Genomic DNA, 26826 nt, shown 5'->3' with positions numbered 1-26826 from the left:
GAGAAATGGGATCCACTTTTCTGAGCAATACTGATGCGCGTGGGGAACCACAGTATTGCCGAGAAAAAGATCAGGTCGTCAACGCCTCGATCACCGGCTTGTACATGCCGGTCTTGATCGCTGCCGACGTGTCGGGATCCTTGCCGGCTAGGGCAGCCGCCATCTCGATGGCGACGTTCAACACGTAGTGCTCATCGACCGCCTGATCCACAATGCCCGCCTCCATGGCCTCGTTGCCACCATATCGGTGGGCGGTCGTCATCACCCGGTGTGCAACCTGCGGACGAAGACGCGCCTGAATCAGTGCGGACATTCCCGGCGTGAACGGAATCCTGATATCGACTTCGGGCATCGACCAGAACCCGCGATCTGCCCGCATCACCCGGAAATCGTGCGCCAACGACCACATCGCGCCGGCCGCGAAACAATGTCCGTTTATCGCAGCCACCGTCGGTCGCCGGAACGTCAGCGTCCTGGCGAAGAGTCGCTGAGTCTCGATGGCCAGATCGGCGAAAGTCCAGTCAGAGTTCCCCGCCATGATCCAGTCGAGGTCCAGGCCGTTCGAGTAGAACTTTCCGGTTCCGGTCGTTACAAGTGCCGCCGGCCCCTCAGCCGCTTCGACCTCGTCGAGGATCTCACCGAGTCGCCCGAGCGAGTCCTCGTTGAATCGATTGTCGCCCTCGTCCATCGTGAGGATGAAGACGTCTTCCCGGCGTGTCAGTTCGAACGGCACATGCACTCCCTATTGGTGTCCGGCTCCACGATAGGCCCTGTCGATGCACCAATCGGGCGGCCGCCGCTTCACCTCTCGAGCAGCCAGCCGATCCGATCAGTCGAGAGCAGGTAGTGAACGATCAGCGCAACCAGCAATCCGGCGGCGATCGACAACCGATCGACCACCACGAACCCGACGACAGCCGCTGCGAACACCAGAAACTCGATGACCAGACGGACCCGGCCGCTCACAGCGATCGGAGCTTCACCGGATCGGCTGGGGTCGTCCGGAACGGCGAAGGTACCCCAGACGGCGGCTGCAACGAGCGGGAAAACTCCGGCGAGCGCGAATCGAAGCCACCCGCCGGTGAGCGAGTAACCCCACCAGCCCAGTGCGAACAGCGCAACGAGTTCGAGAACGAAACGCAGGCCGAGGTTGAGCGGATGCGACCCCATCCCTATTCCGACGTCTCCGGCTGCATGATTCCGACCAGAACTCCGTTGGGATCGAGCACCTGGGCGAGAATGCCGACCCCGGGAATCGGAGCGTTCTCCAGCAGGACCGTGCCACCCGCCGCACGAGCCTTTGCGACTGTCTCCGCCAGGTTGTCGGTCTCCACCGTCAACACCACCTTCTGGCCGTGTTCCTGACTTGGTGCGGAGGCACCGTCGATACCGGGACCTTCGCCGGTCGTGTACAACCAGTAGGGCTGATCACCCCACCGTTCGACCTTCCAGCCGAACACAGCCGCGTAGAACTCGGTCGCCGCAACCGGATCCTCGCCGTGGATCTCAAAATGAACAGGGCGTGACACGATTCTCCCTCCTCTGCTTCTCATCACACTACGCGCCGGCCGCCGCACCATCCCTCCCGCCCCGTCCCCGTTCCGGAGAGCGCAATACCGAAGGGACAACCGGGACCGAACCGGTATCCTGACCAGGCTCATGAGCGAATCACTCGTAACGGCCCGCGGGCTCACCAAACGCTTCGACGACCTGACGGCCGTAGACGGTGTCGATTTCGACATCCGGCGAGGCGAGGTCTTCGGTTTCCTCGGCCCGAACGGGGCGGGGAAGTCATCGATCATGCGAATGATCGGAGCCACATCCCCGATCACTGCCGGCACGCTCACGGTATTCGGCCTCGATCCCCGCGCCGATGGACGGGAAATCCGCGGTCGCCTGGGCGTGGTTCCGCAGGAGAACATGCTCGATGAGGAACTGCGGGTGCGTGACAACCTCTACATCTACGGCCGCTACTTCTCCCTGCCGAGGAAGTTGATCAGGGAGCGAATCGAAGACCTCCTGGCGTTTGCACATCTCGAGGACAAGCGAACCGCCAAGGTCGAGCATCTCTCCGGCGGCATGAAACGAAGGCTCACCATCGCACGAGCACTAATCAACGAACCGGAGCTCATCCTCCTGGACGAACCGACGACCGGCCTCGACCCTCAAGCCCGGCACATCCTGTGGGATCGGTTGTACCGGCTCAAGCAACAAGGTTCGACGCTGATAATCACCACCCATTACATGGATGAGGCGGAGCAGCTGTGCGACCGGCTCGTGGTCATGGATCAGGGTCGGATCGTTGCCGAGGGATCGCCGCGCTCCCTGATCGAAGAACACTCCCACCGGGAGGTCCTCGAGCTGCGCTTCCCCGTCGGCATGCAGGAGCCGGCGCTGCTCAAGCTGGACGGTCTCGCACCGAGACAGGAGACTCTCGCCGATCGAGTTCTCCTCTACGTCGACGACGCCGACCGGGCCCTTGCGGAGGTGTCTGCACGGGAGCTGCAGATCGAGAGTGCGGTGGTGCGCCGATCAACCCTGGAGGATGTGTTTCTGCGACTGACCGGCCGGAGCCTGGTCGAATGACCGCGCTCCCGCTGCACGTCTTCGAGGGGCAGGCTCTCAACTATGCCCGCGTGTGGCGTGCCTCGGTCTTCTCGAACTTCCTGAACCCGGTGCTGTATCTGGCCGCGATGGGCATCGGCCTCGGATCGCTGGTCGACCGCAACCCCTCTGCCGAGTTCGGCGGGCTCACCTATCTCGTATGGCTTGCTCCCGGCCTGCTCGCCGCCACCGGCATGCAAAGCGGTGCAGGCGAAGGAAGCTTCCCGATCATGGCCGGGCTCAAATGGATCAAGACCTTTCCGGCAATCATGAACACCCCTGTGTCGGTGACCGACCTGCTGGTCGGTTTGCTGACCTGGATCGGCGTCCGGCTCCTCATGATCTGCACGATCTTCGCCGGAATGCTGGTCGTGTTCGACGCGGCCGGCATCGGGCGAGCATTCCTGGCAATCTTCCCGGCGGTTCTGACCGGTCTCGCCTTTGCAGCCCCGATGGCAGCCTTCACCTCGTGGATCGAGGATGACACGGGCCTGACGATGGTCTTTCGGTTCGCCATCGTGCCTCTGTTCCTGTTCTCCGGAACGTTCTTCCCGATCGAGCAGCTGCCCGATCTGCTCGAGGGTCTCGCCTACGCCACTCCCCTTTTCCACGGCGTCGAACTCACCCGTTCCGTCGCGCTCGGCATCGAAGCTGCTCTTCCGCTTTGGCAGCACGTCACCTACCTGGTCGCCCTCTTCCTCCTCGGTGCTCTGGTCGCCCGGCACAATCTCACGAAGAGGCTGAGACCATGACGACACTGCTTGCACGCGTGGCATCACCGGCCGTGCGGCCCAGCCACCGGGTGCGCCACCTCCTCGAACACAATCTCATCGTCTACAGGTCGGTGTGGTGGGTGATCCTGGCCGGTTTCTTCGAGCCGGTCTTCTATCTCTTCTCAATAGGAATCGGGCTCGGCACACTCGTCGGGGACGTGCCCGGCCCCGACGGTGAACTGGTCTCGTATGCCGCCTTCGTCGCCCCGGCGATGCTTGCCGCCTCCGCCATGAACGGAGCCGTTTACGAGTCGACGTTCAACATCTTCTTCAAGATCCGCTACGGCAACACCTACAAGTCGATTCTGGCGACACCCGTCGCCCCGGGAGACATCGCTACCGGAGAGATCGTCTGGTCGCTCTTTCGCGGTGCGCTCTACTCAGCCGGATTCATTGTGGTCATGGCGCTCATGGGTCTGGTCCGATCACCGCTGGGCCTCCTCGCCCTGCCGGCCACCCTCTTGATCGGCTTTGCCTTCGGTGCGGTAGGAATGGCCGCGACCACCTTCATGCGCAGCTGGCAGGACTTCGACCTCGTGACCATGGTGACCCTGCCGCTGTTCTTGTTCTCGGCGACTTTCTATCCGCTCGAGGTCTACCCGGAGTTCTTCCAGCGATTCACCCAGTTCTCACCGCTGTACCACGGCACGGAACTGGTCCGGAGCCTCACGCTCGGAACCCTGGACTCGGGGCTGTGGGTGAATATCGGGGTACTGGTCGGCATGGGTATCGCCGGTTCGGCGGTAATCGGCCGGAGACTGGAACGGCTGCTGCTGTCCTAGCGGCTAATCCGCGAACGACCGGAGCCAGGCGACGGCCTCATACTCCTCTTCGAACACCCGGCTGGGGATCATTGCACCTATGCCCTTCTGGTACTTGAACACTTCCTGCGGCGTCATGTCGCTGAACAAGAAGGCCACGGCCGATGCGATTGAGTTGAGGCGGTAGATGGCGTACGTCCAAGCTTTGGCCGGCGGCGCCATTCGCATCGCTCGTCCGTCGATGATGAGCGGGAGCAACTTGCCTGCCGACAATTCGGCGGCGTCACGGAAGATTCCGGAGACGACGGCGAGCGACGGGCGCTTCAAGCCGATCTGAAAGCGCAGGAAACCGTTGTCGTCGATCCACGGGGCGCGGAAGTCGGTCGGATAGGACATCGCCGCAACCATGATACGACGTGGCCCGGTCACGAGTTGAATGTCGCCGTCCGGTCCGCTCCTTCCCGCCGATGCACGACCGCCAACCCGACGACAGTTCCGACATCCACCGGCCACAGGAGCCGGGGACCGGTAGAGTGCCGAACAGCCCCAAGGGCACGAGTAGCCGAGTGAAGGAGCGTCATGGGGAAACCCTGCGAACACCTTTTGTCAGTTCCACTGGATCCGATGCCGGATGGTGGGTGTGCGGACTGCCTGGCGATCGGAGGCACATGGGTGCATCTACGCTTCTGTGTCGGCTGCGGGCGGACTCTCTGTTGTGACGATTCCCCCAATCGTCACGCCAGAAAGCACGCCGCGGAACACGGCCATCCGGTGATCCGATCAAAGGAACCGGGCGAGCATTGGGCCTGGTGCTTCGAGCACGAAACAGGCATCAGAACCCCGGATGCCTGATCGGCGGGTCTACTCGCCGCTGGCGATGGCGACGAGGTTTCCCTGATTGGTCATGACGATGACCGTGTTCTTCAGGACGACCGGGGATCCCTCGATACCGACTGATTCACCGGTCGCCACGCCGACGTCGAAACGCCATACCTCTTCGCCCGTCGCCAGATCTACCGCATAGACGATTCCGTTCTGTGTCCCAAAGATGACTAGTTCCCCGGCGATCACCGGCGGAGTCGTTATGTCGGAGTCGGCGATGAACGGCGCCCAGGGTCCGAGCTGGCTGTCGGAACCCATCGACTCGAGAGTCATCAGGTTCGGATCAAACGGGAACAGCCGGTTTGCCTCTGCGGAGAAGATGATTCCATCCTGCACGGCAATAGGATTCGTCACCTCCGGCGAGGCAACGACGACGCTCTCGGTTCCCTCACATGTCCCTGCAGGTGCAATGACCACCACGCCCGTGGCCTGCACGTACACGTTTCCGTCGGACACAACCGGATTCCCGACCGGGGGCTGGCCAAACCTCCTGCTGCAGATGCCGGTGCCTGTTTCCGCCTCGATCAGATGCAGTTCTCCCGATTGGTCCACGACATACAGGATCCCGTCCGCATATGCGGCCTCCTCGCCGATCTCGGCTAGAGGTTCCTGATCCTCGGCCGGATAGATCCACTCGATGCCATCGCTGTTGAGGGCATACACACGGCCCCCCTCGGTCGGGATCACGGCCAGGCCGCCGGCGATGACCGGGCCGGCTGAAACGTCGGATCCCAGCGAGAGGGGGGCGAATGCTCCGCCTCCCTCGACCGGTCGACCGTGCACGGTGCCGCCTTCGGCAACATACACCACCATCTTCACGGTCCCGTCGCCGCGCGCTACGTTCATATCACCGACCGCGACCGGAACGAGCACCCTTCCGTCGGCTTCGAGCCTGTCCGCCACTATTCCGGTCGTGAGGTCGATCAGATAGACCTGATCATTGGTCGAGCTGCCCAGATAGAGAAACCTGCCGGCGGCTACCGGGTCGGCGCGGAAGAACCCTCCCGGCTTTTGCGCCCAGTAGTGCCCGTTGAAGGCGGTCAACGCCGGCTCGCTCGCCACTCCGGTCAGACCGTCGCTGCCGCGGAACTGGGACTCGCCGAAGAGCCCCAGCTCGGGGGGTTCCGGATTGGGATCCTCCGGCAGCGTCGTGGTCGTTGTCGAGGAGGTGGTGGTGGTCGGCTGCGCGGCCAGCGTCGTTCCGGTAGCCGGCCCGTCGCCGGCTGTGACGGCAAAGATCGACACGACCAGCGCCGCTCCGCCGACGGCCGCGGCCAGCCACGTCACCGGGGACGTCTTGCGACGGCGCGACTTCCGCCGCACGAGGCCGCGAGCTCGCCGCTGTGCAGGGCTCAAGACGAAGTCGCCGGTCAAACCGGCGCTGGTCAGCACTTCGGCGAGGAGATCGTCGAGGGCCTCCGAATCGGGTGTCTCGAGGGGCTCGGCGTCGAGTGCGTGCGCGAACGCAGGGACATCACGCAGGCCGTCTCGCCAGTCATCCGGCATGGCGGCGGCCGCCCGGCGGATCATTTCACCTGCGGCGGCGGCCACCGGCGCGTCGTCCCACGCCCCGGCCGCTTCGATCGCCAGCGCGGCATGTGCCGGCGCACCCACCTGTCCGGCGAGCGCAGCGGCCTGGAGGGCGAGTTCGGCATCCTTCTCGCGCTCGGCCCGGATGGTCAGCAGCTCAGCCGCCGCCAGATACTGGCGGGACTGGAGGAACTCGTCGGTCAGGTCCTCGGCCTCTCCCTGGGGCCAGTCGCCTTCGATCATCTCCATCTCGGTGATGCGAATCAGATTCCGAACGCGCCAACCGTCGATGCCGCTGGGTGTGTGCTCCCGGGCCTCGGCCAGGGCCCGGCGCGCCGTCTCCCGATCGCCGACCAGCAGGGCGGCCTTCGCCTCGTAATGGAGCGTCCTGTTCAGCCACGACGGCAGATGCTCGCGGGCAATTCGATCGGCGTTCTCGACCGCCTCGGCGGCGTCTGCCGGGCGCCGAAACGCCAGGGCCCCTTCCACTTCGCCGAGAGCGACGAGGAATTCGATGGCCCTTGCCCCGTATTCGGCGGCAATCGCCCTGGCCTGGGCAGCGCGCACCCTGGACTCATTGATCCGGCCGACCATTCCGAGTGCACGACTGTGATAGGCCATCTGGCTGGATTTGGTCACGGAGTCGTGGAGATCGTCGGCCTGGTCGGTCAGGTTGTCGAAGGTTATCTCCGCTTCCTGAAGGATTCCCCGGTCGAACGCGACCCATCCGGCGTTCATCCGGCCGAGGAACTGCTCACTTCGATCGCCGTGGGTGTCGAGCATGGCGATGCCTCGTGCCAGAGCGGCGTCCGCCTCGTCGGCAAAACCCAGCCTGTTGAGCTCTCTTCCCAGCAGGGTGAGCATCGTGCCGGCCTTGTCTTTGCGGCCCAGCGATATCGCCACTCCGGCGCCCAGCGCAGTCAGACTCTCGGCTCGCTGGGAGTCTTGAAGGTCCGAAGCAACGGCGGCGCCGAACCGGAGGGCGTCGATCAGCTCCGGCCCTTCGAGGCGGCGGATCGCATTTCGGGCGTGCTCGTCGGCAGTGGGGCTCGATCCGTGGTCGCGAGCATGACGGGCCAGCATGAGGTGCAGGCGCCCGGCATCCTGCCGTTCAACCGGGGTGAGTTCGGGATCGAGCTCGAGCGCGAGATTGGCTGCCTGCTCGTCGTCGTCACCGAGTGCAGCCGCCACCAAGGCGCCGATGGCCTCTACCTCGCGCCCGGCGCGGATGAAGAGCTTTCCTGCCTCGCCGTTGGCTCCACGGGCTGTGAGGGTCTCGGCCAGCTTCCCCGCCAGGTAGGCGAGGTACGGCGGATCGACCTCCGGAGCAGCCCCGGTGAGAACGTATCCTGATCCCTCGCTGGCCAGCACACCCTGCTCGACGCCTTCGTGGGCTCGAGCCAGGACGTCTTGCGGGCTGATGTCGAGAGCTTCCGCCGCTTCCTCAACCCGGAGCGGCCTCTCTATCAATCCCGCCAGGATCGCTAGGTCCGTGAACTGTCCGTTACTCACAATGGCTCCCCGCGCAGTGATTCAATCGGGACGAGTCGAGCGGCCGCAACACGGAATGATCCTGCGTGGCTCTCATATGGTCCCCTCCGTACGCCCGAACTTACCGTTTAGTCGTCAGCGTCGAGGAGAACTTACCCGACATCCGCAACCTATGACGTCCAATCGAGCAGGATCCTGGCGGGTCTGCCGGCCGGCGCGCATATCCCAACCGGTCACGGAGGAAGTAGCCTCTCCGGGTTGTGGCGATCCTTCTTTCTCTCCTTGCCGCTGCCTTCAGCGGCACCGGCGACTTCCTCGGCGGCCTGGGAAGCCGGTACGGGAGGGTCCTCGCCGTCGTCGCCGCCTCCCACGTTGCTGGGTTCATCACTGCGATCCTGGTGTCACTGCTGTTGCCGGGGAACCCGATAGGAACGGATTTCGGTTGGGGCGCTCTGGCCGGCATTGCCGGAGCCCTGGCGGTCCTGGCCCTCTACACGGGGTTCACGAAGAGTCAGGTCGCGGTCGTGTCACCGGTGGCCGCCGTCGGCGCGGCGGCCACCGGGGTCCTGTTTGCCACAGTCATGGGCGAACCTCCTGCTGGTATGCAGGTGGCGGGCGTTGTCCTGGGGATGGTTTCCATCTATCTGATCAGCAGGTCACCCATCGACCGTAACGAGACGACGGTCACGGGCCTCGGCTACGGGGCTTTGGCAGGTCTGGGCTTCGGCAGCATGCTCGTCTTCCTCAGCCTGGTGTCGCAAGACTCCGGGATCTGGCCGCTTGTCCCTGCCCGCGGCGCCGGGTTTGTGTTGCTCTACTTGATCGCATGGCGAACCGGAGCAGTCCTGCTCCCCCACCGTGTCTCGCTGGCCCCGGTCGTCGGAGCGGGGGCGGCGACGATCTTTGGGAATGGAGCCTTCATCCTGGCCGCCCAGCGCGGGTCGCTGGCCATCGTCGCCGTCGTGGCCTCGATGTTCCCGGCGACGACCGTTCTGCTGGCCCGCCTCTTCTTCAAGGAGCGGATCTCGCCGCCTCGCCTGGTCGGACTGGCCGGTGCATTGGTCGCAGTTGGATTGATCGCCACCGGATGACGCCCGCCCGGTATGCGAACCCCCGCAGTGCCCGCTACGTTTCCTGTGAGGAGGTGCGATGCCGACACTCAGAGTCACCGTTGAGGCGCTAAGGGGTCACCGTGCGATCGGCCGGCAGGAGCAGAACGGGGTGATACCACTCGATCGACCTGTTTCGACCGGCGGCACAGGACTGGGATTCAACGGTGGGCACTTGATGCTGATCGGCTGGGGTGCCTGCTTCAAGAGCACCCTCGTCGCTGCCGCAGAGGCACGGGAGATACCGATCAAAAGACTCGAGCTGGATATCGAAGGGGATCTGGCGCACGAACCTTTCCGCTTCGCGGCAGTCCGGATGGAAGTCGTACTCGAAGGCCCTGCCACGGCCGATGAGAAGCAGAAGCTCCTCACCATCGCCCGTAACGGGTGCGCGGTGTCCAACACCCTCGAGCGGGCCGCGGAGATGACGGTCCGGCTGGCGGAATGAGGATCAACCGGGCCGGTTGCTTCCTTCGCCGGCGGTCCCGTATGTGAAGGTGCCCGCATTGTGGTCTTTGACGACACCGGGGAAACGCAGCACCCGATTGTGCATTGCCACGTAGACGGCCGGTTCGACCAGACGAACGGCCACCAGGGCCTCGACGAGATTCTGCAAGGCGTCGGTGTCGCGCAGTTCGAACGGTCGCATCGCACCGGTGAAAACGATGGGCGAAGCCGGTGTCCCGACGGCATGGGCGGCTTCGCCGCTCTCGGCCAGCCGGTCGGTTCCATGCACCACCACCACACCGTCTGCTGATCGTGCACACTCGTGGGCCGTGACGGCGATCAGTTCGTGATCGGGCCCGGTCATGTCGAGGCTGTCCTTGTTCATCAGCTGGACGCGCCTGGTGACGAGATCCGGCGTACGAATCTGGGCAAGCATGTGATCGAGGACGCTCATCGTGTTGGAAAGCACCCCCGAACTGGTTTCGTAGGTCTTCTCGATGGTCCCGCCGGTCGAGATGATCGTGAGCTGGAAGCCGGTCACAGGGGCAGACTAGAGGGATATCGTTGCCCCACGGGATAGTCTTGCTGCATGAAACACCTCGTTCCCTCTCTGACGCTCGTCCTGATCGTGGCTGCCTGCAGCGGATCGCCCGAAGCAACCACCACGTCTGCCGGGGCATCGGAGGAGACCGTCCCGACGACTCTCGCCACCACATCCACCACCGAAACTCCTGCCACCACAGGGCCGTCGACGACCACGACCGTGCCGGCGGCAGCCGATACCTTCCTGATTGCCGGCGACACATGCCTGCTCGGTTGGTGGGACGGCGACTGGCAGAGCGAGGGCCTTCCTCCCGTGACGGGCGGCGAGCAGTACCAGGTGGTCAGGCTCGCCGAGCCGATCACCACGTCCGAGGGCACGGAACCCCGACCGTGGTGCGATCCGCTCGAACTGCTGAACATCGAGTTCGATCCTCAACTGCCCGGCGATTGGCAGGATATCGATGCCCTCGCAATTCAGACTCTGGGAGACGTCCGTCCACACAAGGTCGAGATGCTCTCCACATCGCTGGACGCCTACGAAGAAGCCACCTCCATACTCCTTGCCGGCCGGGTTGCCGGCATCCCGGAAGTGAACCTCAAGCAGGTGATCCGCACCGATCTCGAAGGTGACGGGGTCGATGAGGTGGTCGTTGTCGCGAGCACGATGCCGGACGATCCGGTCGAGACCGCTGCCGGCAACTACACGATCGTCTATCTGCGCAAGATCATGGACGGCGAGGTCGAGACGGCGCTACTGGGCGTACACGTCGTTGACGACGAGGGACCTTTCGGCTGGGTTCAAATCGAGGTGGCGGCGATCGCCGATCTGAACGGCGACGGCCTGATGGAGATCGTCCTGAACGGCAACGTCTGGGAAGGTGCCTTCCTGCAGGCATTCGAGTGGGCGGGCAGCGAGCTGGGCCTCCTGGAGGTTTTGTCGTGCGGCTGCGGTTCTTGACGAAGCCCGCGCAGCGGCGTCCGGCTTGAAGTGATGGAGCGCGACCGTTTCATAGACGCGCTGCGGGTAGCTGCCGTTCTCGTTGTGGTGGCCGGCCACTGGACGGCCACTTCGGTGGTTTGGGAACCGGGACGAATCGCCGGGGAGAGCGCCCTGTCGTTCGTACCGGAGAGCCATTACGCCACCTGGTTTCTCCAGGTCATGCCGCTGTTGTTCTTCGTCGGGGGTTTCGCCAACGCCAGATCACTTGCCCGGCATGATCGCCGCTACCTCGCCTTTCTGAAGACCCGGTTACGCCGGCTTCTCGAGCCGACGATCCTGTTCATCGCAGTCTGGCTGGCGGTCGGTCTGGCCGCAGAGGCGCTCCCGTTGCCGCAGCCGAACCTGCTCGATCGGGGAGCCGATGTCGCCGCGCTGCCCTTCTGGTTCGTCGGCGTCTACGTAGTCGTTGTCGCCCTGGCGCCCTTGATGCATCGCCTGCATGAGCGATGGGGCCGGCGCGCCGTGGCGGTCATGGCGGCCGGCGCACTCGGCATCGACATGATCGTCTATCCGGTTGGCGTAGAAGCGATTGGTTTCGTCAACTACGCCTTCGTGTGGCTGCTGCCTCACCAGTTGGGGTTCTTCTACGCGGACGGATCGCTGCTCCGCCTCCGACCCCGGTTGTTGCTGGCATCCGCCGCGGCCGGACTGGGGTCCCTGGTGGTACTCACAAGGGTCTTCGACTATCCCGTGAGCATGATCATGGTGCCCGGGGAGGATCGGTGGAACAGCGACCCTCCGAGCCTGGCCTTGGTGGGAGTTTCGATCCTGTTGATCAGCCTCGCGCTCCTCGCGCGCCCGGCCGTCTTGCGCGGCCGGGCAGGCGGCAGATGGATCGACCTGCTGAACCGGGTCCCGCTGTCGATGTATCTCTGGCACGTCAGCGCCATCTCGATTGCCGTGGCGATTCTCTATCCGCTGGGATTTCCTCAACACGCCATCGGATCGACCGACTGGTGGCTCTGGCGGCCGGTGTGGCTGCTGGCGCTGGCGGTCTCTCTCTTTGTCCTGGTGACCCTGACGAAAAGATTCGAAGTCCATCCGTCTCCCGGCATAGTGCCCGGCGGGAATGAAGGACTGGCCCCGGCATCGGTCTTCGGAGTCCTTCTCGTCGCGGTGGCGCTGCTGGGGTTCGGGGTGACCGGTTTCAACCGGCCTCTGGCAAACACCGGCGAGGGACTCCTGGGTCTCACGATGAACCCCCTCTCGAATGTGGTGCATCTCTTGCTCGGTGTTGCCGTCTTGACCACCATCTCTCGAGGGAGACACTCCACGGTATCGACCGCCGCGGCGGGATTGTTGCTGCTCGTGCTGGGAGCCACGGGCTGGGCTGAAGGACTCGGGCTGATCGGCGGCAACAGGGCGCTGGCAAACCTGGATCTGGCTCTGGGAACTACGGGTGCCGTTGCGGCCGTGATAGCGGTGCGAACGGCCCGGACTCTCCCCAAACGAAACGAAGGCCCCTGAGGGGCCTTCGTTTGTTGGTCTGCCGAGAGCTAGCCGAACTTGACTGAGCCAGAAACTCGGGTGGGGCGAAACGCCCTCATCAGTTCGGAGCGCCGGGTCTGGTGGTAGGTCGTTCCCATGATCGGAATGCTCAACATTTCGGTCTTCCTTCTCCTCGTGATGTCATTATGATGTCATAATGATGTCACTTTGTCAAGGGTTTTCTTTCCCGGGAATGAGACGATGGAACCCCTAGCGCGTCGAAGGCCCCGAGCGGCGAGCACATCCGGGTGCTACTTTCCGGTCGAAGAGGGAGGGAACAATGAACGGCGTTCAAGTCGACGTCACCGATCAGGACGAGTTCGACCGGCTTCAGGCCAAACTCGTTCCACTGTGGAAATCGATCGAACATTTCAACAAGGACGAGCAGACGGTCGTCGTCGTGCCGAACGCCCAGGTCGACTACCCCCTCACCAGCACCGACCGCCAGGCCTACGAGGAAAGGTTCCTCTTCCTGCTACTCCTCCTCCGGCAGCCTCGACTGCGGATGGTTTATGTAACGGGGCAACCGATCAACCCGACCATCGTCGACTACTACCTCGGCCTGCTGCCGGGGGTCATACCGAGTCATGCACGGCGCCGGCTGTTTCTGGTGTCGACACCCGATGACTCCGCCGGGCCACTCACCGACAAACTGCTGGCCAATCCGGAGATCATCACTCACATCAAGTCGTTGATCCCCGACCCGGACAGAGCCCACATGATCCCTTTCTTCACCGGATGGAACGACCGGGAACTGGCTATGCGACTGGGGATCCCGATGTACGGGGCCGATCCGCGCCATCTACCGCTCGGGACCAAGACGATGAGCCGCCTCCTCTTCGCAGAGGCCGGGGTGGCACACCCACTGGGGCGCGCCGACCTCTCGGGCGAATCGGATTTGCTGCAAGCGGTTCTCGAGATGCGATCCGAGCACCCCGGATTGAACCGCGCCGTGGTGAAGCTGAACGAAGGAGTATCCGGCGGCGGCAACGCCGATCTCCACCTGGAGGGCCTGCCGGCTCCCGGAAGCGCAGGCGAAGCCGACGCCGTGCTCGGTCGCATGACCTCGATGCAGTTCGAGTTGGGAACTCTCGACTACACCGAGTACATCTCGAAGCTCGCCGAAGTCGGTGGAGTCGTCGAGGAACGGATCACGGCCGAGGAAGTCCGCAGCCCGAGCGTTCAGTTGCGGATAACCCCTCTCGGTGATGTGGAGCTCCTCTCCACCCATGATCAGATTCTGGGCGGACCGAATGGTCAGACCTTTCTCGGTTCACGGTTTCCCGCCGATGCGGGCTATGTGGTCGAGATCAGCAGACAGGCACGGGCGGTGGGGAGACTGCTGGCAGAGCGAGGAGTGCTGGGTCGCTTCGCGATCGACTTCGTCACCGCACGCCGGCCCGGCGGAAAGTGGGAGTCATACGCGATCGAGATCAACCTTCGCAAGGGGGGGACGACCCATCCGTTCCTGACTCTTCAGTTCCTCACCGACGGGATGTACGACCCCGACACAGGCCACTTCGTCGCGCCCGGCGGGAACGAGAAGTTCTACGTCGCCTCGGACCACGTCGAATCACTCTCATACCGGGTCCTTTCACCCGACGATCTATTCGATATCGTGATGATGAACGACCTGCACTTCGACCAGACCCGTCAGACGGGGGTTGTGTTTCACATGATGAGTGCACTTCCGCCAAGAGGACTTGTCGGAATCACGGCAGTCGGCAACAGCCACGAGGAGGCCGACAAACTCCACGCCGATGTCGTTCACGCTCTCGATGAAGCGGTGGGAAGTGCCACACTGACGGGATGACCACGGGACGCGTTCTCATAGTCGGAGCGAGTCGGGGAATCGGCCTCGGCCTGGTACGCAGCTATCTGGACGACGGATGGACGGTGCATGCAACGACCCGCACCCCGGAGGCGCCCGGCGAGCTCGGCTCACTCGCCGGACCGATCGTCGTTCATGGTTTTGATGTGCTGGACGAAACGGACGGGTTGATCCCGTCCGTCGGCGGCCTCGACGTGCTGATCCACAACGCAGGGGTCGGCAGGGGGACACCGCGCGGCCTCATGATGGCCGTCAACGCCGAGGCGCCGATCCGCGTGGCGCAGGACTTTCTGGACGCCGGCGCCCTGACAACCGGCGGAAAAGTGGTACTCGTGACCTCGCAAATGGGAGCGAGGCGGGGAAGCACCGGGAGCCTGGGAGATTACGGCGACTCCAAGGCCGCCCTCAACGACGAGTTCCGGGCAAGGGCGGACGCCTGGAGGGATGCGGGAATCGTGGCGATTGTCATGCATCCCGGCTGGGTGCGAACCGACATGGGCGGCGAGGCGGCGCCGCTGTCGATCGAAGAGAGCGCAGAGGGGATGCGAAGCCTGATCTCGACACTCGGCCCGGACCATCACGGACGTTTCTGGACCTGGGACGGTCGAGAACATCCCTGGTGAACAGCTCAGTCCGCCGGCGCCGCGAACGGGAGGGACAGTCGCCCGAGAAACAGCTGGACCAGGGGGCCGATACCGAACGCGAAAGCGACGGTGCCCGCCCCCACGGTTCCGCCGAGAAGCCATCCGACTCCGAGCACCGTCAGTTCGATGATTGCCCGCACGAGGCCGATCGGCCGCCCCGTCCGGCGACTCAGTCCGGTCATCAGACCGTCCCGGGGTCCGGGGCCAAGATGAACGCCGATGTAATAACCCGAACCCACGGCCACGAGTACTAGTCCGCCCAGCATCGTCGGCCAGCGCACCGCCAGGCTATCGAGGTGATCCGGAAGCAGCCACAGGCTCAGATCTATGACGATCCCGATGAAGATCACGTTCGCCAGGGTGCCGATGCCGAACCTCTCGCCGATCGGGAACCAGGCGAGGAGCACGAGCATCCCGGTGAGAATGCCGACGGTTCCGATCGGGATGCCGGTTCGCCCGGAGATGCCCTGGTGCATCACCTCCCATGGAGCCAGGCCGAGATCGGCTATCACCATGAACGCAAGGCCCAGCCCGAAGAGGAACAGGCCGAACATGAGCCGCGGGAGGCGGTTTCGGAGTTCGGCTCGGGGAGGTCGCGGCAGCATTGCGGCAGTCTCCGCGGTAGCAACGCCAAACACAAGCCCGTTCGCCGACCGCAGGCGCTCTTCAACTCCCAGAAGAAGCCGCTGCGACTGCACCGCCGGAGCTCGCCGGGTCTGTTCCCGGTCTCTACCCCGCGGCGGAGAATCTCTGTAATCTGACCTTGGGATGACCGTCGATTGGATTGACAGCCGGGTCGATGTGTTCCCACCCACCGATCCGGATGGAACCGGACCACTCGTGGTCCTGAGGAGCTGGCTCGTGGTTGCGGAGAAGCTTCCTCTGAACGAACCGCGCCCCCTGCTGACCGGGCTGTACGGGTATCCGTGGCGGACCCGGCGCCTGGAAGCAAGATGCACCGCCGCCGGCCGGTTCGACAAAGCGTTCACGCTGCCGCCGCGGATCGAGCGCCACCACTCGACCGTTCCGGAGCCGAGCTGCAGCTGTGGCATATACGCCAATCGGGACGAAACCCCCGAGCCGGTTCGGCTGCGCTCCCCCGCGGGAGTACCCGTGGCAACCGGCTTCGTGGAGCTCTCCGGCCGCATCGTCACCGAGTCGACCATCTACCGCGCCCAGGAAGCCTCCATCGTCGGGCCGCTCACGCTTCACCCGGGCAGGCCTCCACTCGGAGCGGCGCTCCTGCATCGATCGATCCGGCCACAGCGGGTGACCGCCGCCGGCCCCGGCTTCCGGGTGCGATGGGCCGGTCGTCCGACCGGGGAGAGATGGGTCGACTGGGCCGAGAACACATCCCGCTCCCTGTCCGCGCGGTACGAGGTCGAGGTTCTCGCCGCGCGCCCCTGAAAGGGGGGGTCGCCCGCTAGTGGAGCGAGCCGGTGCCGGACCGGGCGAGGTCTCATCCGCTCGGTCGAGCCGGTGCAATACTGTCAGAAGTGGAACATCCGACCGATCGAACCACACAACAGTTGCGGGCCGAGTGGGTACGCGCCGTATCGGCCATCATCGCCACCCTGGGCATGATCGTGATGGCCTTCGTCCCCTATCGGAACACGGTCTGGTGGATGGTTGGACTCTCGGTCGCTCTCGTCGGAACAACCGGCCTGCTCCGCTCCGCATCCAAGCTCGAGCCGGCACGGGCCCTATTTCGCTCCCTCTTCCGGTTTCGACCGGCTGAAGCCGTGGAGTCCCTGGTGGAGCTCAACCGGATCCCACCGATCGGTGCTCCGCAACGTACTCCCCGGATCATCGCGGCCATGTTCGGCGCACTGGGTGGAGCCGCCGCCGTCCTCGTCATCGCTCGCCTGCTGACCATGTGACGGGACGAATGGCCACGCTTGCCGGCCACGCCGGAGACTGCGAACGGATCATCGACGGCCTGCTCGACCAGCCCGTCAACGCGCTCAGCAGCCTGGCGTTGGTGGTGGCCGGAGTGGTGGTCTTCACGCGAGTCCGGGTGCACCCGACGCGGGAACCCGTCGGAGTGATGGCCGGAGTTCTGATCCTGGCGGGCCTCGGCAGCGCCGCCTTTCATGGTTTCGGGGGGCGTGTCGCTACCTGGGTTCATGATGCCTCGCTCACCGGCCTGCCGGCACTCCTGTTGACCATCGAGGTATCGCGAAGGAGCGGAAAGCGGTGGAGTGCTGTTTCGTGGTGGGCGGCATGGACGGGGATTGCGGCCGTTTCCTGGATCTCTCCGGCGATCACCCTCACGATTGCGGCCGGTGCGGCGGCTGCCGCCGTCATTCTCGTCCTGGCCCCGGCCCGCCGATCGCAGCCCGATTCCAACCGGGCAATCGACAACGACAGACGCCGGTCGTTGTTACCGCCGATCGCACTGATGGCCGCCGGGTTCATCGTGTTCCAGCTGAGTCGCACGGATGGGCCCCTGTGTGATCCGGACTCGCTCCTGCAGGGCCATGCCGTCTGGCACGTTCTCGCCGGAGCCGGCCTGGCTGCCTACGGGGTGAGGATCTCCCGGGACGCCCCCTCCGGTCCCGTCGCTACTCCGGCGTCACGTAGGCGGCGGTGAGGCCACCGTCTACCAGGAACTCGGTACCGGTCACGTACGACGACTCTTCCGAGGCCAGGTACAAGGCGGCTTCGGCCATTTCGCGTGCTTCCCCGAACCGGCCCATCGGCACGTGGACGAGGCGGCGCCGTCGTTTCTCCTCTGTGTCCAGGAAGCTCATGAGCAACTCCGTGCGCAGTGGACCCGGACACAGGGCATTCACCCTGATGCCCTGCCGCGCATGGACGACGGCCAGTTCACGGGTCAGGGCCAGTACTGCTCCCTTGGAGGCCGTATAGGCCAGTTGCGGAGTCGCCGCCCCGACGAGCGCTACGAACGAGGCGGTGTTGATGATCGACCCGCCACCGGAACGAAGCATCGCCGGAATGCCGTACTTGCAGCCGAGGAAGACACCCTTGGCGTTGACGGCCATCGTCTTGTCCCAGGTTTCCTCTTCGGTGGACACTGCATCGCCGTCTGCCGACATCATGATCCCGGCGTTGTTGAACAGGACGTCGAGCCTGCCGAACTCGCCTTCCGCAGCCGCCACCATGTGCTCGCAAGCCGCTGCGGACGATACATCCGCCGCAACTGCAATCGCCTTTCCCGACCTCTCCACAATCCCGGCAGCAACCTCCGCGGCGGCTGCTTCATCGAGATCGACGGCCACCACCGCCGCCCCCTCCTGGGCGAAGAGAAGGGCGGTCTCCCGACCGATTCCGTTGCCTGCTCCGGTGACCAGAGCGACCTTGTCCTTGAGCCGCATCACACCTCCCCGACACCTAGATCTGTTCGAAATAGCGCTTGCGTTCCCAGTCCGTGACGGCTTTGTCGTACGCCTCCAACTCGACCTCGAAGAAATGCCGGTAGTGCTCGTGCACTTCGGCGCCGAAGGCCCTCTTGGCGAACTCGCTCCCGGCGAACAGTTCGAGTCCGTCGCGCAGCGTGCGCGGAACCTGCGGGAGTTCTGCCGCCGCGTAGACGTCCCCTTCGAATATCCCGGGAGGCTCTATCTGATTGGCGATGCCGTCCAGACCGGCGGCGAGCATCGCTGCGTATGCCAGGTACGGATTGACGTCGGCACCCGGAACCCTGCATTCGATACGCAGGCCGGCTCCGTCACCCACTATCCGGAATCCTGCCGTGCGGTTGTCGTGACTCCAGGCGATGCGGGTGGGCGCCCACGAGCCGTCCTGGAAGCGCTTGTAGGAGTTGATGGTCGGAGCGAAGAAGACGATCAACTCCGACATCTTGTCCATCCAGCCGCCCAGGAACCAGCGGAACTCGTCAGACACCAGCAACGGCGGGAGCGAAATGTCCCCGGGAAACGCATTCCGGCCGTCCTTCCAGAGGCTCACATGAATGTGGCAGCTCGAACCGGCCTCAGCCGCGTCGGGTTTGGCCATGAACGTGATCGCCATCCCCATCCCGTCGGCGGTCTCCTTCATGCACTGCTTCATCAGCACGTGGCGGTCAGCCATGTCCAGCGTCTCGGCGTAGCGGACGTTCATCTCGTGCTGTCCCCGGCCGAACTCCCCTTTCGAGGTCTCCACCGGTATGCCGGAGCGGGCCAGGTGCCGGCGCACCGCCGCGTTGTACGGCTCCTCCCTGGTTCCCTGGAGGATGTGATAGTCCTCGATGTACCAGCCGACCGGCTGCAGGTTGGCGTAACCGTCCGCCGCCGCCGAGCGGTAGCTGTCCTCGTAGATGAAGTACTCGAGTTCGGATGCGGCCATCGCCGAGTAGCCCATTTCTGCGGCCAGCTGCAGTTGTTTGCGCAGGATGGATCTGGGAGCCACCGAAACGAGCTCGCCGGTGTGTTCGTCCTCGACGTCGCACAACACGATGGCGGTACCGGACAGCCAGTCGGCGATCCGCAGCGTCGAGATGTCGGGCACCATGTGGAAATCGCCGTAGCCCTTCTCCCAGTTGGCATAGGAGTAGCCCGGGATCGGTTCCATGTCCATGTCCACGGTGAGGAGGTAGCTGCAAGCATGGGTTCCGCCGGTTACGGCACCGTCCAGGAAGAACTCGGCATCGAAGCGCTTGCCGTGCAACCTTCCGTGGTGATCGGTGAACCCGACCACCACCGTGTCGATCTCGTCCGCCTCGACGAGTGTCCGCAACTCGTCGACGCTGATCAATCCGCGCATCCCGACTCTCCCTCGTGGTCCGTTCTATCGACCCGGCTACTTGTCCTGACCGACCGCAAACCCGCTCATGAAAGGCTTCTGCATGAGTATGAAAACGATGGCAGGTGGAACCGAAGCGATTATGGCCGCCAGCATCAGAGGTCCGTAGGTGAGCGCTCCGTCGATGTTGGTGAGGGTCTGCAATGCGACCTGAACGACCTGACGCGAATCGTCGCGGATGATCAGACTCGGCCAGAGGAACATGTTCCATGTGTAAACGAACTGAATTACGAAGAGGGCCGCAACGACGTTCCACGAGAGAGGCACCAGGATCCTGGTCAGGAACTTGATCGGGGTCGCCCCGTCGATCTGCGACGCCTCGAGCAGGTCGCTCGGCAGGTTGGCGAAGTGCTGACGAAACAGGAAGGCACCCGTGGCCGAAGCCAGGAAAGGCATGACCAGCGCGGCCATCGTGTCCTGCCAGCCGAAGCCCGAAACCATCCGGAACATGGCCAGGATCATCACTTCGGTCGGCATCATCAGTGTGACCAGCACGAAGAAGAACACCAGCCACTTGCCCCGGAACTTGAAGTACACGAAGGCCAGACCGGCAAGCAACGATAGGACGGTTTTGCCGACGGTCACCCAGATCGACATCTGGAACGAGTTGAGCATCGCCCCGGCGAAGTCACGTTTGACCCAGACGGCATCGAAGTTCGAAGCCAGAGCGCTCCCGGGAGTGAACTTGAACGAGAAGATCTCTGGGTTCTTCTGGGTGGCGATGAGCGCCGCGTAGAGCAGTGGGAACGCAATGATGATCGCCGTGAGCGTCAGGGCGATGTGGTAGGGCCACTTCCGTCCCCGAATGAAACCGACCCTCTGGACCCCCGGAGTCAAACCGGCCATCACGCCCCTCCATAACTGACGCGCCTGCCGCTGGTCCGGAACTGCCAGAGAGTCACCGCGATGACTGCGATGAACAGCAGCACCGACTGCGCGGCACCTCGTCCGAGGTCACCGTTGTTGACACCCACCCGGATGATTTCATAGATGGCCACCGATGTTCGTCCGGCGGGTGCGCCCTTGGTCATGAAGTCGATGGTGGCGTAGACCTCGAAGAAGGCATAGGTGAGGTTCGTGACGAGCAGGAAGAACGTGATGGGCGACAGGGCGGGCATCACGATCTTGGTGAACCGCTGCCACGCCGACGCTCCGTCGATGACCGCAGCTTCGACCTGCTCGAGGGGCACCGACTGCAATCCCGCCAGATAGAAAAGGATGTTGTACCCGATGATCTTCCAGGCGCTGGCCAGAATGATGGCTGCCATGGCCAGGAAAGCGTTCTCCCGGTAGTTGGGAAGATCGATCCCAAACCAGGTGTCCATCACATGCGTGAAGATCCCGGCGGTCGGGTCGAAGATCATGAAGAAGAGAACGCCGGCGACGGCAGGAGAGATCGCGTACGGCCAGATGAGCAGCGTCCGATAGACCCCCGCGCCGCGGACGTCGCGGAAGGCGAGGTAGGCGACCGCCAATCCCAGGACCATGCCCAGGACGACGATACCCACCGTGATGATGAGCGTATTGACGTAGACCGAGCGGTACTCGACCTGACCACCGCCGCCCGGCGAGAACACGGCGTACAGCGCAACGAACACCGACAGCATGGCCACCACGGAGGCCGCTTCGGCGATCCGATGGCTCACACTTCCCGGGATGGACCGCTGCCTCCAGAACCGGACGGCGAAAACCGCGGCGATGGCAGCGAGCGGATAAGCGACCAGACGAAAGGCGTCGGTAATGAGCAGTTCGGTGAAGTTGCCGAAACAGACGTCCACCGATTTGGGGGCACCGAGCCTGGTCAGCTGGCTGGACAGGGTAAAGGTGCGAACGGCCGGGTAATAGAGGAACACGATCAGGATGATCAACGTCGGGGCGAGCAACAGCCACGGCACCCACCACCCGATGCGGTAACCGCCCGACCGTATCTCACCGGTCATCTCCGACTCTTCTCTGACCTTGCCGTCGACACGGTCGAAGACCGCATGGAGGGCGATCAGCGCAACCCAGGCGGTGGCCGCCATGAGCCCGTAGGCGAGCAGGCGATCGACCCCCGTTGCTCCGGCGACGAACGCGCACCGACCCATGGCGATCGGAGTCACCACCGCTCCGGCCACCGCAACTGCCGAGCCTATTCCGAGCCGGGGGACCGACGGATTGTCCGTCTTCCACTGCACGTAGGCAACGCCCAGCAGAGCGGCGCCGACGAGGCCGATCATCAACATGCGGTTTCAGCGTCCATTCAGTGCCCCACAGGTTTGTGGGGGTGGAGCATGCGCTCCACCCCCACGAATGCCTCAGTTACCGAATAGCTGTTCGTACTCGGAAAGTGACTTGTTGGCTTCTTCGTTGGCCTGCGCCATCCTCTCATTGACGTCCAGGTCATTCACGAGAATGTCCTCGATCGCGATGGTGATGATGTCGCGGATACCGACGAAGTTGCCCAGCAGAGCACCCAGCGACGCCGGAGTGTTCTCGGCTGCTGCGAGCTGATCGGACGCCACCTTGGAGTTCGGGCTCTCGGCATAGAAGCCTTCCTCCTCGAGCAGCTCCACCGCGGCTTCCGTGATCGGAATGTATCCGGTCAGCTTGTGCCAGGCGGCGGCGTTCTCCGGATTCGAGAAGAAGTTCATGAACGCCAGCGCACCGTCTTCCGTCGCAGAGTCCATGCCGTCGAGCATCCAGATGGTTGCTCCACCGATGAGGTTGCCGACGTAGCCGGCGTCCTCGTTGTACGGCATGAAGCTGGCCTGGTTGGTGAACTCGGCGTTCTCGTCGAAGAACGTGGTATCGGAGCTCGAGTAGATGAGCATCGCCACCTCACCGGCCAGGTATGCGTTGGAGGTTCCGTCCCAGTCGCGCTGGAGGCCGGTATAGATGTAGTACCCGTCGTCGGACAGGCCCTTCCACCAGTTGATGTAGTTGAGCATGCCGTCGGACTCGAGATACACCTCGGTTGCCCGCCCGGTACGGCCGTTGTCGGCGTTGCCGAGCAACTCTCCTTGCTGACCCATCGACTGCTCGACGAACCACGAATGGTTCGGCCAGGTTATGCAGCCTTTCGGCGCGTCGGGCAAAGCCATCAGCGCATCGCAAGCAGCCTCGACCTCGCCCCACGTGGACGGCGCTTCGGTGACACCGGCGGCGTTGAGGAGGTCCATGTTGTTGAACATGATGGCCGTCGACGTGTTCCACGGCATCGAGTAGAACGATCCGTCCACCGTGTAGTAGTTACGGGCAGCCGCAACCACGTCGTCGAGGATCACCGGCTCTCCCAGTACCTCGCTACGGCCGCCGATGGCTTCGGTAACCGACTTGAAGATCGGATTCCCCGCCTCATCCACGGCATCGAGTGCCTGCCTGGTGGCAGCCTCGAAGAAGTGGATCAGAGCGGGCGGCTCGCCGCTGTCCACGGCAAGCACGGCGGCATCGAACGCGTCGTTGTACGACGCGAATGACGTCACCTTGACGTTGTACTCGGGGTGCTTCGTGTTGAACTCGGCTGCACGGTCCTCTGCGAACCCGAGGCGGGCCTCGTCCGAGAATGCAACCCAGAAATCGATATCGATTACTTCGGCGGTACCTCCGCCGTCATCTCCCCCACCAGCTGCAGCGGTTGTGGTCGTATCCTCGTCGCCACTCCCGCACGCTGCGACGATCAGACTGATCACCGCAAGCACGGCCAAAAGTCGGTACTTCATAGCCCTCCTTAGTTGCGATTCCTCGGCCGTATCGGCCCGAGGACGCCCTCCCGGGAAGTTCCCGGTCGGCATTCGCATGCTAGCCAAACCCATCTGGGCGCGGGTCCGGGCCGGCCGGACGGCTATAGGGACCGGAGGAGCCGTCGCATCGTCTTGCCGGTGGTCGTCTTCGGGAGCTCGTCGATGAAGGCGACCCGCCGCGGCACCTCGTGTGCGGCCAGCCTGGTCCGGACGTGCTGCTGGAGTTCGGCGGCCAGTCCATCGCTCTCCTCATACCCCTCCCTCAGGACGACGAACGCCTTGACGGCCTGGCCACGGATCTCGTCGGGGACTCCAATCACCGCGCAGTTGGCGACCGCCGGGTGCCCCATCAGCGACTCCTCGACCTCACCCGGACCGATCCGGTAGCCCATCGAAATGATCACGTCGTCCTTGCGAGACACGAACCACAGGTACCCGTCATCGTCTTCCCGGCCGAGATCGCCGGTGAGTAGCCAGTCCCCCGAGTACTTCTCCTCCGTGGCCTCGGGCTGATTCCAATACCGCAGCATGAATACGGGATCGGGCCGCCGGACGGCGATCTCTCCGGTTTCCCCGATGATGCGGTGGCCGTCTGCGTCCAGCACGACGACATCGTGCCCGGGAATGGATCTGCCCATCGAGCCCGGTTTGACCGGCCAGGTCGAGGCACAGTTCCCGACGGTGAGGTTCGCCTCCGTCTGTCCGTATCCCTCGTTGATGAGCACTCCGAGGTTTTCATCGGCCCAACTCAGCATCTCTTCGCCGAGAGCCTCGCCACCGCTGAACACGGCACGCAGCTGCAGGTCCCGCCGCGACACGCCGGCCGCCCGCATCATCTTGAGGGCAGTGGGAGGCAGGAACGAGCAGGTGATGCGCTGGTTCGCAAGCAGATCGACAGCCCATTCGGGTTCGAAGTCGTGCTGGCCTACCACCACCGGGCGTCCGAAATACCACGAAGGGAGGAGGGAGTCCATCAACCCGCCGATCCACGCCCAGTCCGCCGGAGTCCAATGAACGTCACCTTCCCTCGGGAAGAACTCGTAGTAGAGCTCGAAGGCGGGCAGGTGGCCGATCAAATTGCGATGGGCGTGCAGCGCCCCCTTCGGCCGACCTGTGGTGCCGGACGTGTAGATGAGATAGGCGGGGTCCTCGGCAGAGGTGCCGGCGATATCGAGCGCATCCGTCCCCCGGCTCACCAGATCGTCGAAAGAGCGGAACGGCTTGGTGGCGGTCGCACCGGTCACGATGATCATGCACCCGAGCCCGTCGGTTGCCTCGACCACCTTGTCGAGATTGTCCTGGGTCGTCATGACCGCTCGGGCCCCGCTGTCTCCCAGCCGGTAGTGCAGGGCATCCGGCCCGAACAAGGACGCCAGCGGCAAGGCCACCGCCCCGATCTTGTAGAGGGCCAGATGGGCAACGCCCGTCTCGACGGACTGCGGGGCAACTATCCCCACGCGGTCGCCCCGTTCGATTCCGACGGCGCGCAGACCGTTGCCGAGCCGGTTCGACATCGTCGCCAGATCGCCGAAGGTGTACTCGGTGATCAGGCCTCTCCGGTCGACGATCACCAGCGCGGTGTCGGTTGACGGCAGTGCATCACTGCAGGCGGCGCCGATGTTGAAGCGATGCGGGATATTCCACCGGAAGGCACCGACCAGATCGTCGTAAGTCGACCCGAAGGACGGATCGATCGATCTCGGATTGCCCATCACGGCCCGCTCCTCTCCCGTCCCGGCAACGAGTTGCTCACACTAGAACCAGGCGTCAGCGCCCGACGGCGTGGACTTCCTCGACGAAGAAAACGATATCGGCCTGCATGCGGAGCAGGCCGCTGCCGTAATCGCCGTTCTGCACGAAGTTGAGATCCTGATCGAGCCAGGCCGAACGCGGATCGTCATCCACGAGGGGCAGTACGAAGACGGGCGCCACGCCTGCCAAGAGATGTTCGATCCGGTCGGAGTGGCTCGGAACGTCGAAGTACGGGGGGTCCAGCAGCGAGTTGGCGCTCGTCCCGTGGTCGTAGAGCATCCAGATCGAACGGGCGGCGACCCGGTCGGCCACTCCCGACCCGAACGAGACCGGAAGCGGAGACGGCACCGCCTCCGCGACGGAGCCGAAGCTGAGGTTGATCCCTTCCTTGCTCAGGTGGAAATTGTGGCCCATAAGAATGACCTTGGCGTCGTCGGGCAGCTGCACAAGCCACCCGTCGTCCAACCGTCCGATGATGGCAGCTTCCCTGTATGCCAGGCCTTCTGCCCAGTACTGCCCGAAAGGCTCACGGAAAGCCAGGTCTCTGAATCGAAGGGATTCGACGAGGTTGCGCAGGATCTGGCGGACCTGCCCGGCCCGGTCCGCTCCGATGGTCTCGACCAGTTCGGGCAACCGGTCGGACACGTAGCTCTCCAACGCCTCGAGACGCTCGATCTCTTCGGGCCGCGATTCGCCGGGAACCCTGGAGGAGGCAGTTTCCAGCTGCCGGATGAGTTCGTCCGCCGTATACGGCGCCAGGACGGAACCGAGGTCCGCGTATCCCCCGCCGGGGTATATGTCCACGTCGAATCCGAACCAGCGCAAACGATCGGGAAGAGATTCGGACACCACTCGCAGCATGCTCAGGAACTCGACCTCCGCCCTGATGAACGCATCGGAGAACTCCCGGTTGGCAAAGGCGGCGAAGGAGCCGGGGAGGTCGTCTCGATCGGCGCGCATGTCGCCCCGATACCCGTAGAGCGCCACTCTGTTCAGCTCCGCAGGGTCCCCCGTCTCCAGATAACGATCGACACGCATGCCATCGGAGAGACCCATCTCCATTCCGATGTAGTTGTATCCCCGCTCGATGAGGTAGCGAATCATCACCAGCCGGTAGTCGTATTTCTCGGCGATGTAGTGATCGGGCTCGCCGAGAAACACGACCCTCGCCTCATCTATCAACTCATCGAGTACCTCGAGGGCCGAAGGATCGGTGTTCGGCCAATCCTCCGCATCGAGGACGACGGCGCGGTCCTCAGCCCAGGCGACGAAGGTCTCCTCGGTCACCTCGACCGGACCGGCACTGCAGGCGGCGATGGACAGGGACACAACGCAGCCCAGACCGGCAATCCATCGCATGTCGCCTCCTCCGCAACGGGTCCCCAACACCATGTCGGTCGGCGAGCCCACCGCCCAGGGGAGAACGGCCCGTAACACCAGGCCACCCACCCCGTTTTCGCGCGACATTCGGGACCTATGGGTCCC

Annotated in this window: 27 protein-coding genes; 13 read left to right on the top strand and 14 right to left on the bottom strand. The window is 64.0% G+C overall.

What is annotated here, in order from left to right:
* Nucleotides 1-70 precede the first annotated feature (70 nt).
* The 3 genes from VLT15_10990 to VLT15_10980 form a co-directional block, all read right to left on the bottom strand.
* On the bottom strand, nt 71-733 hold the full coding sequence (locus VLT15_10990; GenBank protein ID HSR45735.1) for an enoyl-CoA hydratase/isomerase family protein: 663 nt from the start codon (nt 731-733) through the stop codon (nt 71-73).
* A 68-nt stretch (nt 734-801) separates the two neighbouring features.
* Nucleotides 802-1170 (bottom strand): YrdB family protein, encoded by a 369-nt coding sequence (locus VLT15_10985; GenBank protein ID HSR45734.1) that lies wholly within the window; start codon nt 1168-1170, stop codon nt 802-804.
* A 2-nt stretch (nt 1171-1172) separates the two neighbouring features.
* Nucleotides 1173-1529: a VOC family protein gene (locus VLT15_10980; GenBank protein HSR45733.1), complete on the bottom strand. Its 357-nt coding sequence runs from the start codon at nt 1527-1529 to the stop codon at nt 1173-1175.
* Nucleotides 1530-1659: 130 nt separating this feature from the next.
* Between VLT15_10980 and VLT15_10975 the strand changes: the two genes are divergently transcribed.
* Genes VLT15_10975 through VLT15_10965 form a run of 3 tightly spaced genes read left to right on the top strand, consistent with a single transcriptional unit; the run spans nt 1660 to nt 4159 of the window.
* Nucleotides 1660-2586 carry an ABC transporter ATP-binding protein gene (locus VLT15_10975; GenBank protein ID HSR45732.1) on the top strand — a complete coding sequence of 309 codons (927 nt, stop codon included), beginning with the start codon at nt 1660-1662 and terminating at the stop codon, nt 2584-2586.
* Nucleotides 2583-3356 (top strand): ABC transporter permease, encoded by a 774-nt coding sequence (locus tag VLT15_10970; protein HSR45731.1) that lies wholly within the window; start codon nt 2583-2585, stop codon nt 3354-3356. The genes VLT15_10975 and VLT15_10970 overlap by 4 nt, the downstream gene beginning before the upstream one ends.
* Nucleotides 3353-4159: an ABC transporter permease gene (locus tag VLT15_10965; protein ID HSR45730.1), complete on the top strand. Its 807-nt coding sequence runs from the start codon at nt 3353-3355 to the stop codon at nt 4157-4159. The genes VLT15_10970 and VLT15_10965 overlap by 4 nt, the downstream gene beginning before the upstream one ends.
* Before the next feature lie 3 nt (nt 4160-4162).
* Here VLT15_10965 and VLT15_10960 read toward each other — a convergent pair whose 3' ends face one another.
* On the bottom strand, nt 4163-4567 hold the full coding sequence (locus tag VLT15_10960; GenBank protein HSR45729.1) for a hypothetical protein: 405 nt from the start codon (nt 4565-4567) through the stop codon (nt 4163-4165).
* Nucleotides 4568-4717: 150 nt separating this feature from the next.
* On the opposite strand from VLT15_10960, the gene VLT15_10955 reads away from it, so the two are divergent.
* Nucleotides 4718-4990: a UBP-type zinc finger domain-containing protein gene (locus VLT15_10955; GenBank protein HSR45728.1), complete on the top strand. Its 273-nt coding sequence runs from the start codon at nt 4718-4720 to the stop codon at nt 4988-4990.
* A gap of 9 nt (nt 4991-4999) precedes the next feature.
* Here VLT15_10955 and VLT15_10950 read toward each other — a convergent pair whose 3' ends face one another.
* On the bottom strand, nt 5000-8062 hold the full coding sequence (locus VLT15_10950; protein ID HSR45727.1) for a PQQ-binding-like beta-propeller repeat protein: 3063 nt from the start codon (nt 8060-8062) through the stop codon (nt 5000-5002).
* Between the two features lie 239 nt (nt 8063-8301).
* Here VLT15_10950 and VLT15_10945 point away from each other — a divergent pair, with 239 nt between their 5' ends.
* Both VLT15_10945 and VLT15_10940 read left to right on the top strand, forming a co-directional pair.
* Nucleotides 8302-9132, top strand: a complete 831-nt coding sequence (locus tag VLT15_10945; GenBank protein ID HSR45726.1) for a DMT family transporter — start codon at nt 8302-8304, stop codon at nt 9130-9132.
* A 58-nt stretch (nt 9133-9190) separates the two neighbouring features.
* Entirely contained in the window at nt 9191-9598 is a 408-nt protein-coding gene (locus VLT15_10940) for an OsmC family protein (protein ID HSR45725.1), read from the top strand.
* 3 nt (nt 9599-9601) lie between these two features.
* Here VLT15_10940 and VLT15_10935 read toward each other — a convergent pair whose 3' ends face one another.
* Nucleotides 9602-10138, bottom strand: coding sequence for an asparaginase domain-containing protein (locus VLT15_10935; GenBank protein HSR45724.1), 537 nt, complete (start codon nt 10136-10138; stop codon nt 9602-9604).
* Between the two features lie 48 nt (nt 10139-10186).
* Here VLT15_10935 and VLT15_10930 point away from each other — a divergent pair, with 48 nt between their 5' ends.
* The 4 genes from VLT15_10930 (at nt 10187) to VLT15_10915 (ending at nt 15082) form a co-directional block, all read left to right on the top strand.
* Entirely contained in the window at nt 10187-11098 is a 912-nt protein-coding gene (locus VLT15_10930) for a hypothetical protein (GenBank protein HSR45723.1), read from the top strand.
* A 33-nt stretch (nt 11099-11131) separates the two neighbouring features.
* The gene (locus VLT15_10925; protein HSR45722.1) at nt 11132-12607 is read left to right on the top strand and encodes an acyltransferase; all 1476 of its coding nucleotides are present in this window, start codon (nt 11132-11134) and stop codon (nt 12605-12607) included.
* A gap of 301 nt (nt 12608-12908) precedes the next feature.
* The gene (locus tag VLT15_10920; protein ID HSR45721.1) at nt 12909-14441 is read left to right on the top strand and encodes a peptide ligase PGM1-related protein; all 1533 of its coding nucleotides are present in this window, start codon (nt 12909-12911) and stop codon (nt 14439-14441) included.
* Entirely contained in the window at nt 14438-15082 is a 645-nt protein-coding gene (locus VLT15_10915; protein HSR45720.1) for an SDR family NAD(P)-dependent oxidoreductase, read from the top strand. Before VLT15_10920 ends, VLT15_10915 begins: the two co-directional genes overlap by 4 nt.
* A gap of 5 nt (nt 15083-15087) precedes the next feature.
* Here the strand turns inward: VLT15_10915 and VLT15_10910 are convergent, their stop codons facing one another.
* Nucleotides 15088-15708, bottom strand: a complete 621-nt coding sequence (locus VLT15_10910) for a hypothetical protein (protein HSR45719.1) — start codon at nt 15706-15708, stop codon at nt 15088-15090.
* 163 nt (nt 15709-15871) lie between these two features.
* On the opposite strand from VLT15_10910, the gene VLT15_10905 reads away from it, so the two are divergent.
* The 3 genes from VLT15_10905 (at nt 15872) to VLT15_10895 (ending at nt 17696) form a co-directional block, all read left to right on the top strand.
* Nucleotides 15872-16510: a hypothetical protein gene (locus VLT15_10905; GenBank protein HSR45718.1), complete on the top strand. Its 639-nt coding sequence runs from the start codon at nt 15872-15874 to the stop codon at nt 16508-16510.
* Between the two features lie 89 nt (nt 16511-16599).
* Nucleotides 16600-16983, top strand: a complete 384-nt coding sequence (locus tag VLT15_10900; protein ID HSR45717.1) for a hypothetical protein — start codon at nt 16600-16602, stop codon at nt 16981-16983.
* Between the two features lie 8 nt (nt 16984-16991).
* Nucleotides 16992-17696 carry a ceramidase domain-containing protein gene (locus VLT15_10895; GenBank protein ID HSR45716.1) on the top strand — a complete coding sequence of 235 codons (705 nt, stop codon included), beginning with the start codon at nt 16992-16994 and terminating at the stop codon, nt 17694-17696.
* Here the strand turns inward: VLT15_10895 and VLT15_10890 are convergent.
* The 7 genes from VLT15_10890 to VLT15_10860 all read right to left on the bottom strand — a co-directional run bounded on the left by VLT15_10890 (nt 17668) and on the right by VLT15_10860 (nt 26700).
* Entirely contained in the window at nt 17668-18441 is a 774-nt protein-coding gene (locus VLT15_10890; protein HSR45715.1) for a glucose 1-dehydrogenase, read from the bottom strand. The genes VLT15_10895 and VLT15_10890 overlap by 29 nt on opposite strands.
* Before the next feature lie 16 nt (nt 18442-18457).
* Nucleotides 18458-19828, bottom strand: coding sequence for a glutamine synthetase family protein (locus tag VLT15_10885; GenBank protein ID HSR45714.1), 1371 nt, complete (start codon nt 19826-19828; stop codon nt 18458-18460).
* Between the two features lie 36 nt (nt 19829-19864).
* The gene (locus tag VLT15_10880) at nt 19865-20713 is read right to left on the bottom strand and encodes a carbohydrate ABC transporter permease (GenBank protein ID HSR45713.1); all 849 of its coding nucleotides are present in this window, start codon (nt 20711-20713) and stop codon (nt 19865-19867) included.
* Complete coding sequence (locus VLT15_10875; GenBank protein HSR45712.1) at nt 20713-22092, bottom strand: sugar ABC transporter permease; 1380 nt, start codon at nt 22090-22092, stop codon at nt 20713-20715. Before VLT15_10875 ends, VLT15_10880 begins: the two co-directional genes overlap by 1 nt.
* 72 nt (nt 22093-22164) lie before the next feature.
* Nucleotides 22165-23568, bottom strand: coding sequence for an extracellular solute-binding protein (locus tag VLT15_10870; GenBank protein HSR45711.1), 1404 nt, complete (start codon nt 23566-23568; stop codon nt 22165-22167).
* A gap of 122 nt (nt 23569-23690) precedes the next feature.
* The gene (locus VLT15_10865; GenBank protein HSR45710.1) at nt 23691-25301 is read right to left on the bottom strand and encodes an AMP-binding protein; all 1611 of its coding nucleotides are present in this window, start codon (nt 25299-25301) and stop codon (nt 23691-23693) included.
* A gap of 55 nt (nt 25302-25356) precedes the next feature.
* Entirely contained in the window at nt 25357-26700 is a 1344-nt protein-coding gene (locus tag VLT15_10860) for an erythromycin esterase family protein (GenBank protein HSR45709.1), read from the bottom strand.
* Between the last annotated feature and the right edge of the window lie 126 nt (nt 26701-26826).

The sequence above is a fragment of the Acidimicrobiia bacterium genome (genome assembly GCA_035471805.1).
Lineage (GTDB): Bacteria > Actinomycetota > Acidimicrobiia > Spongiisociales > JAHEDJ01 > JAHEDJ01.
This window is presented reverse-complemented; position numbering and strand designations above follow the sequence as displayed.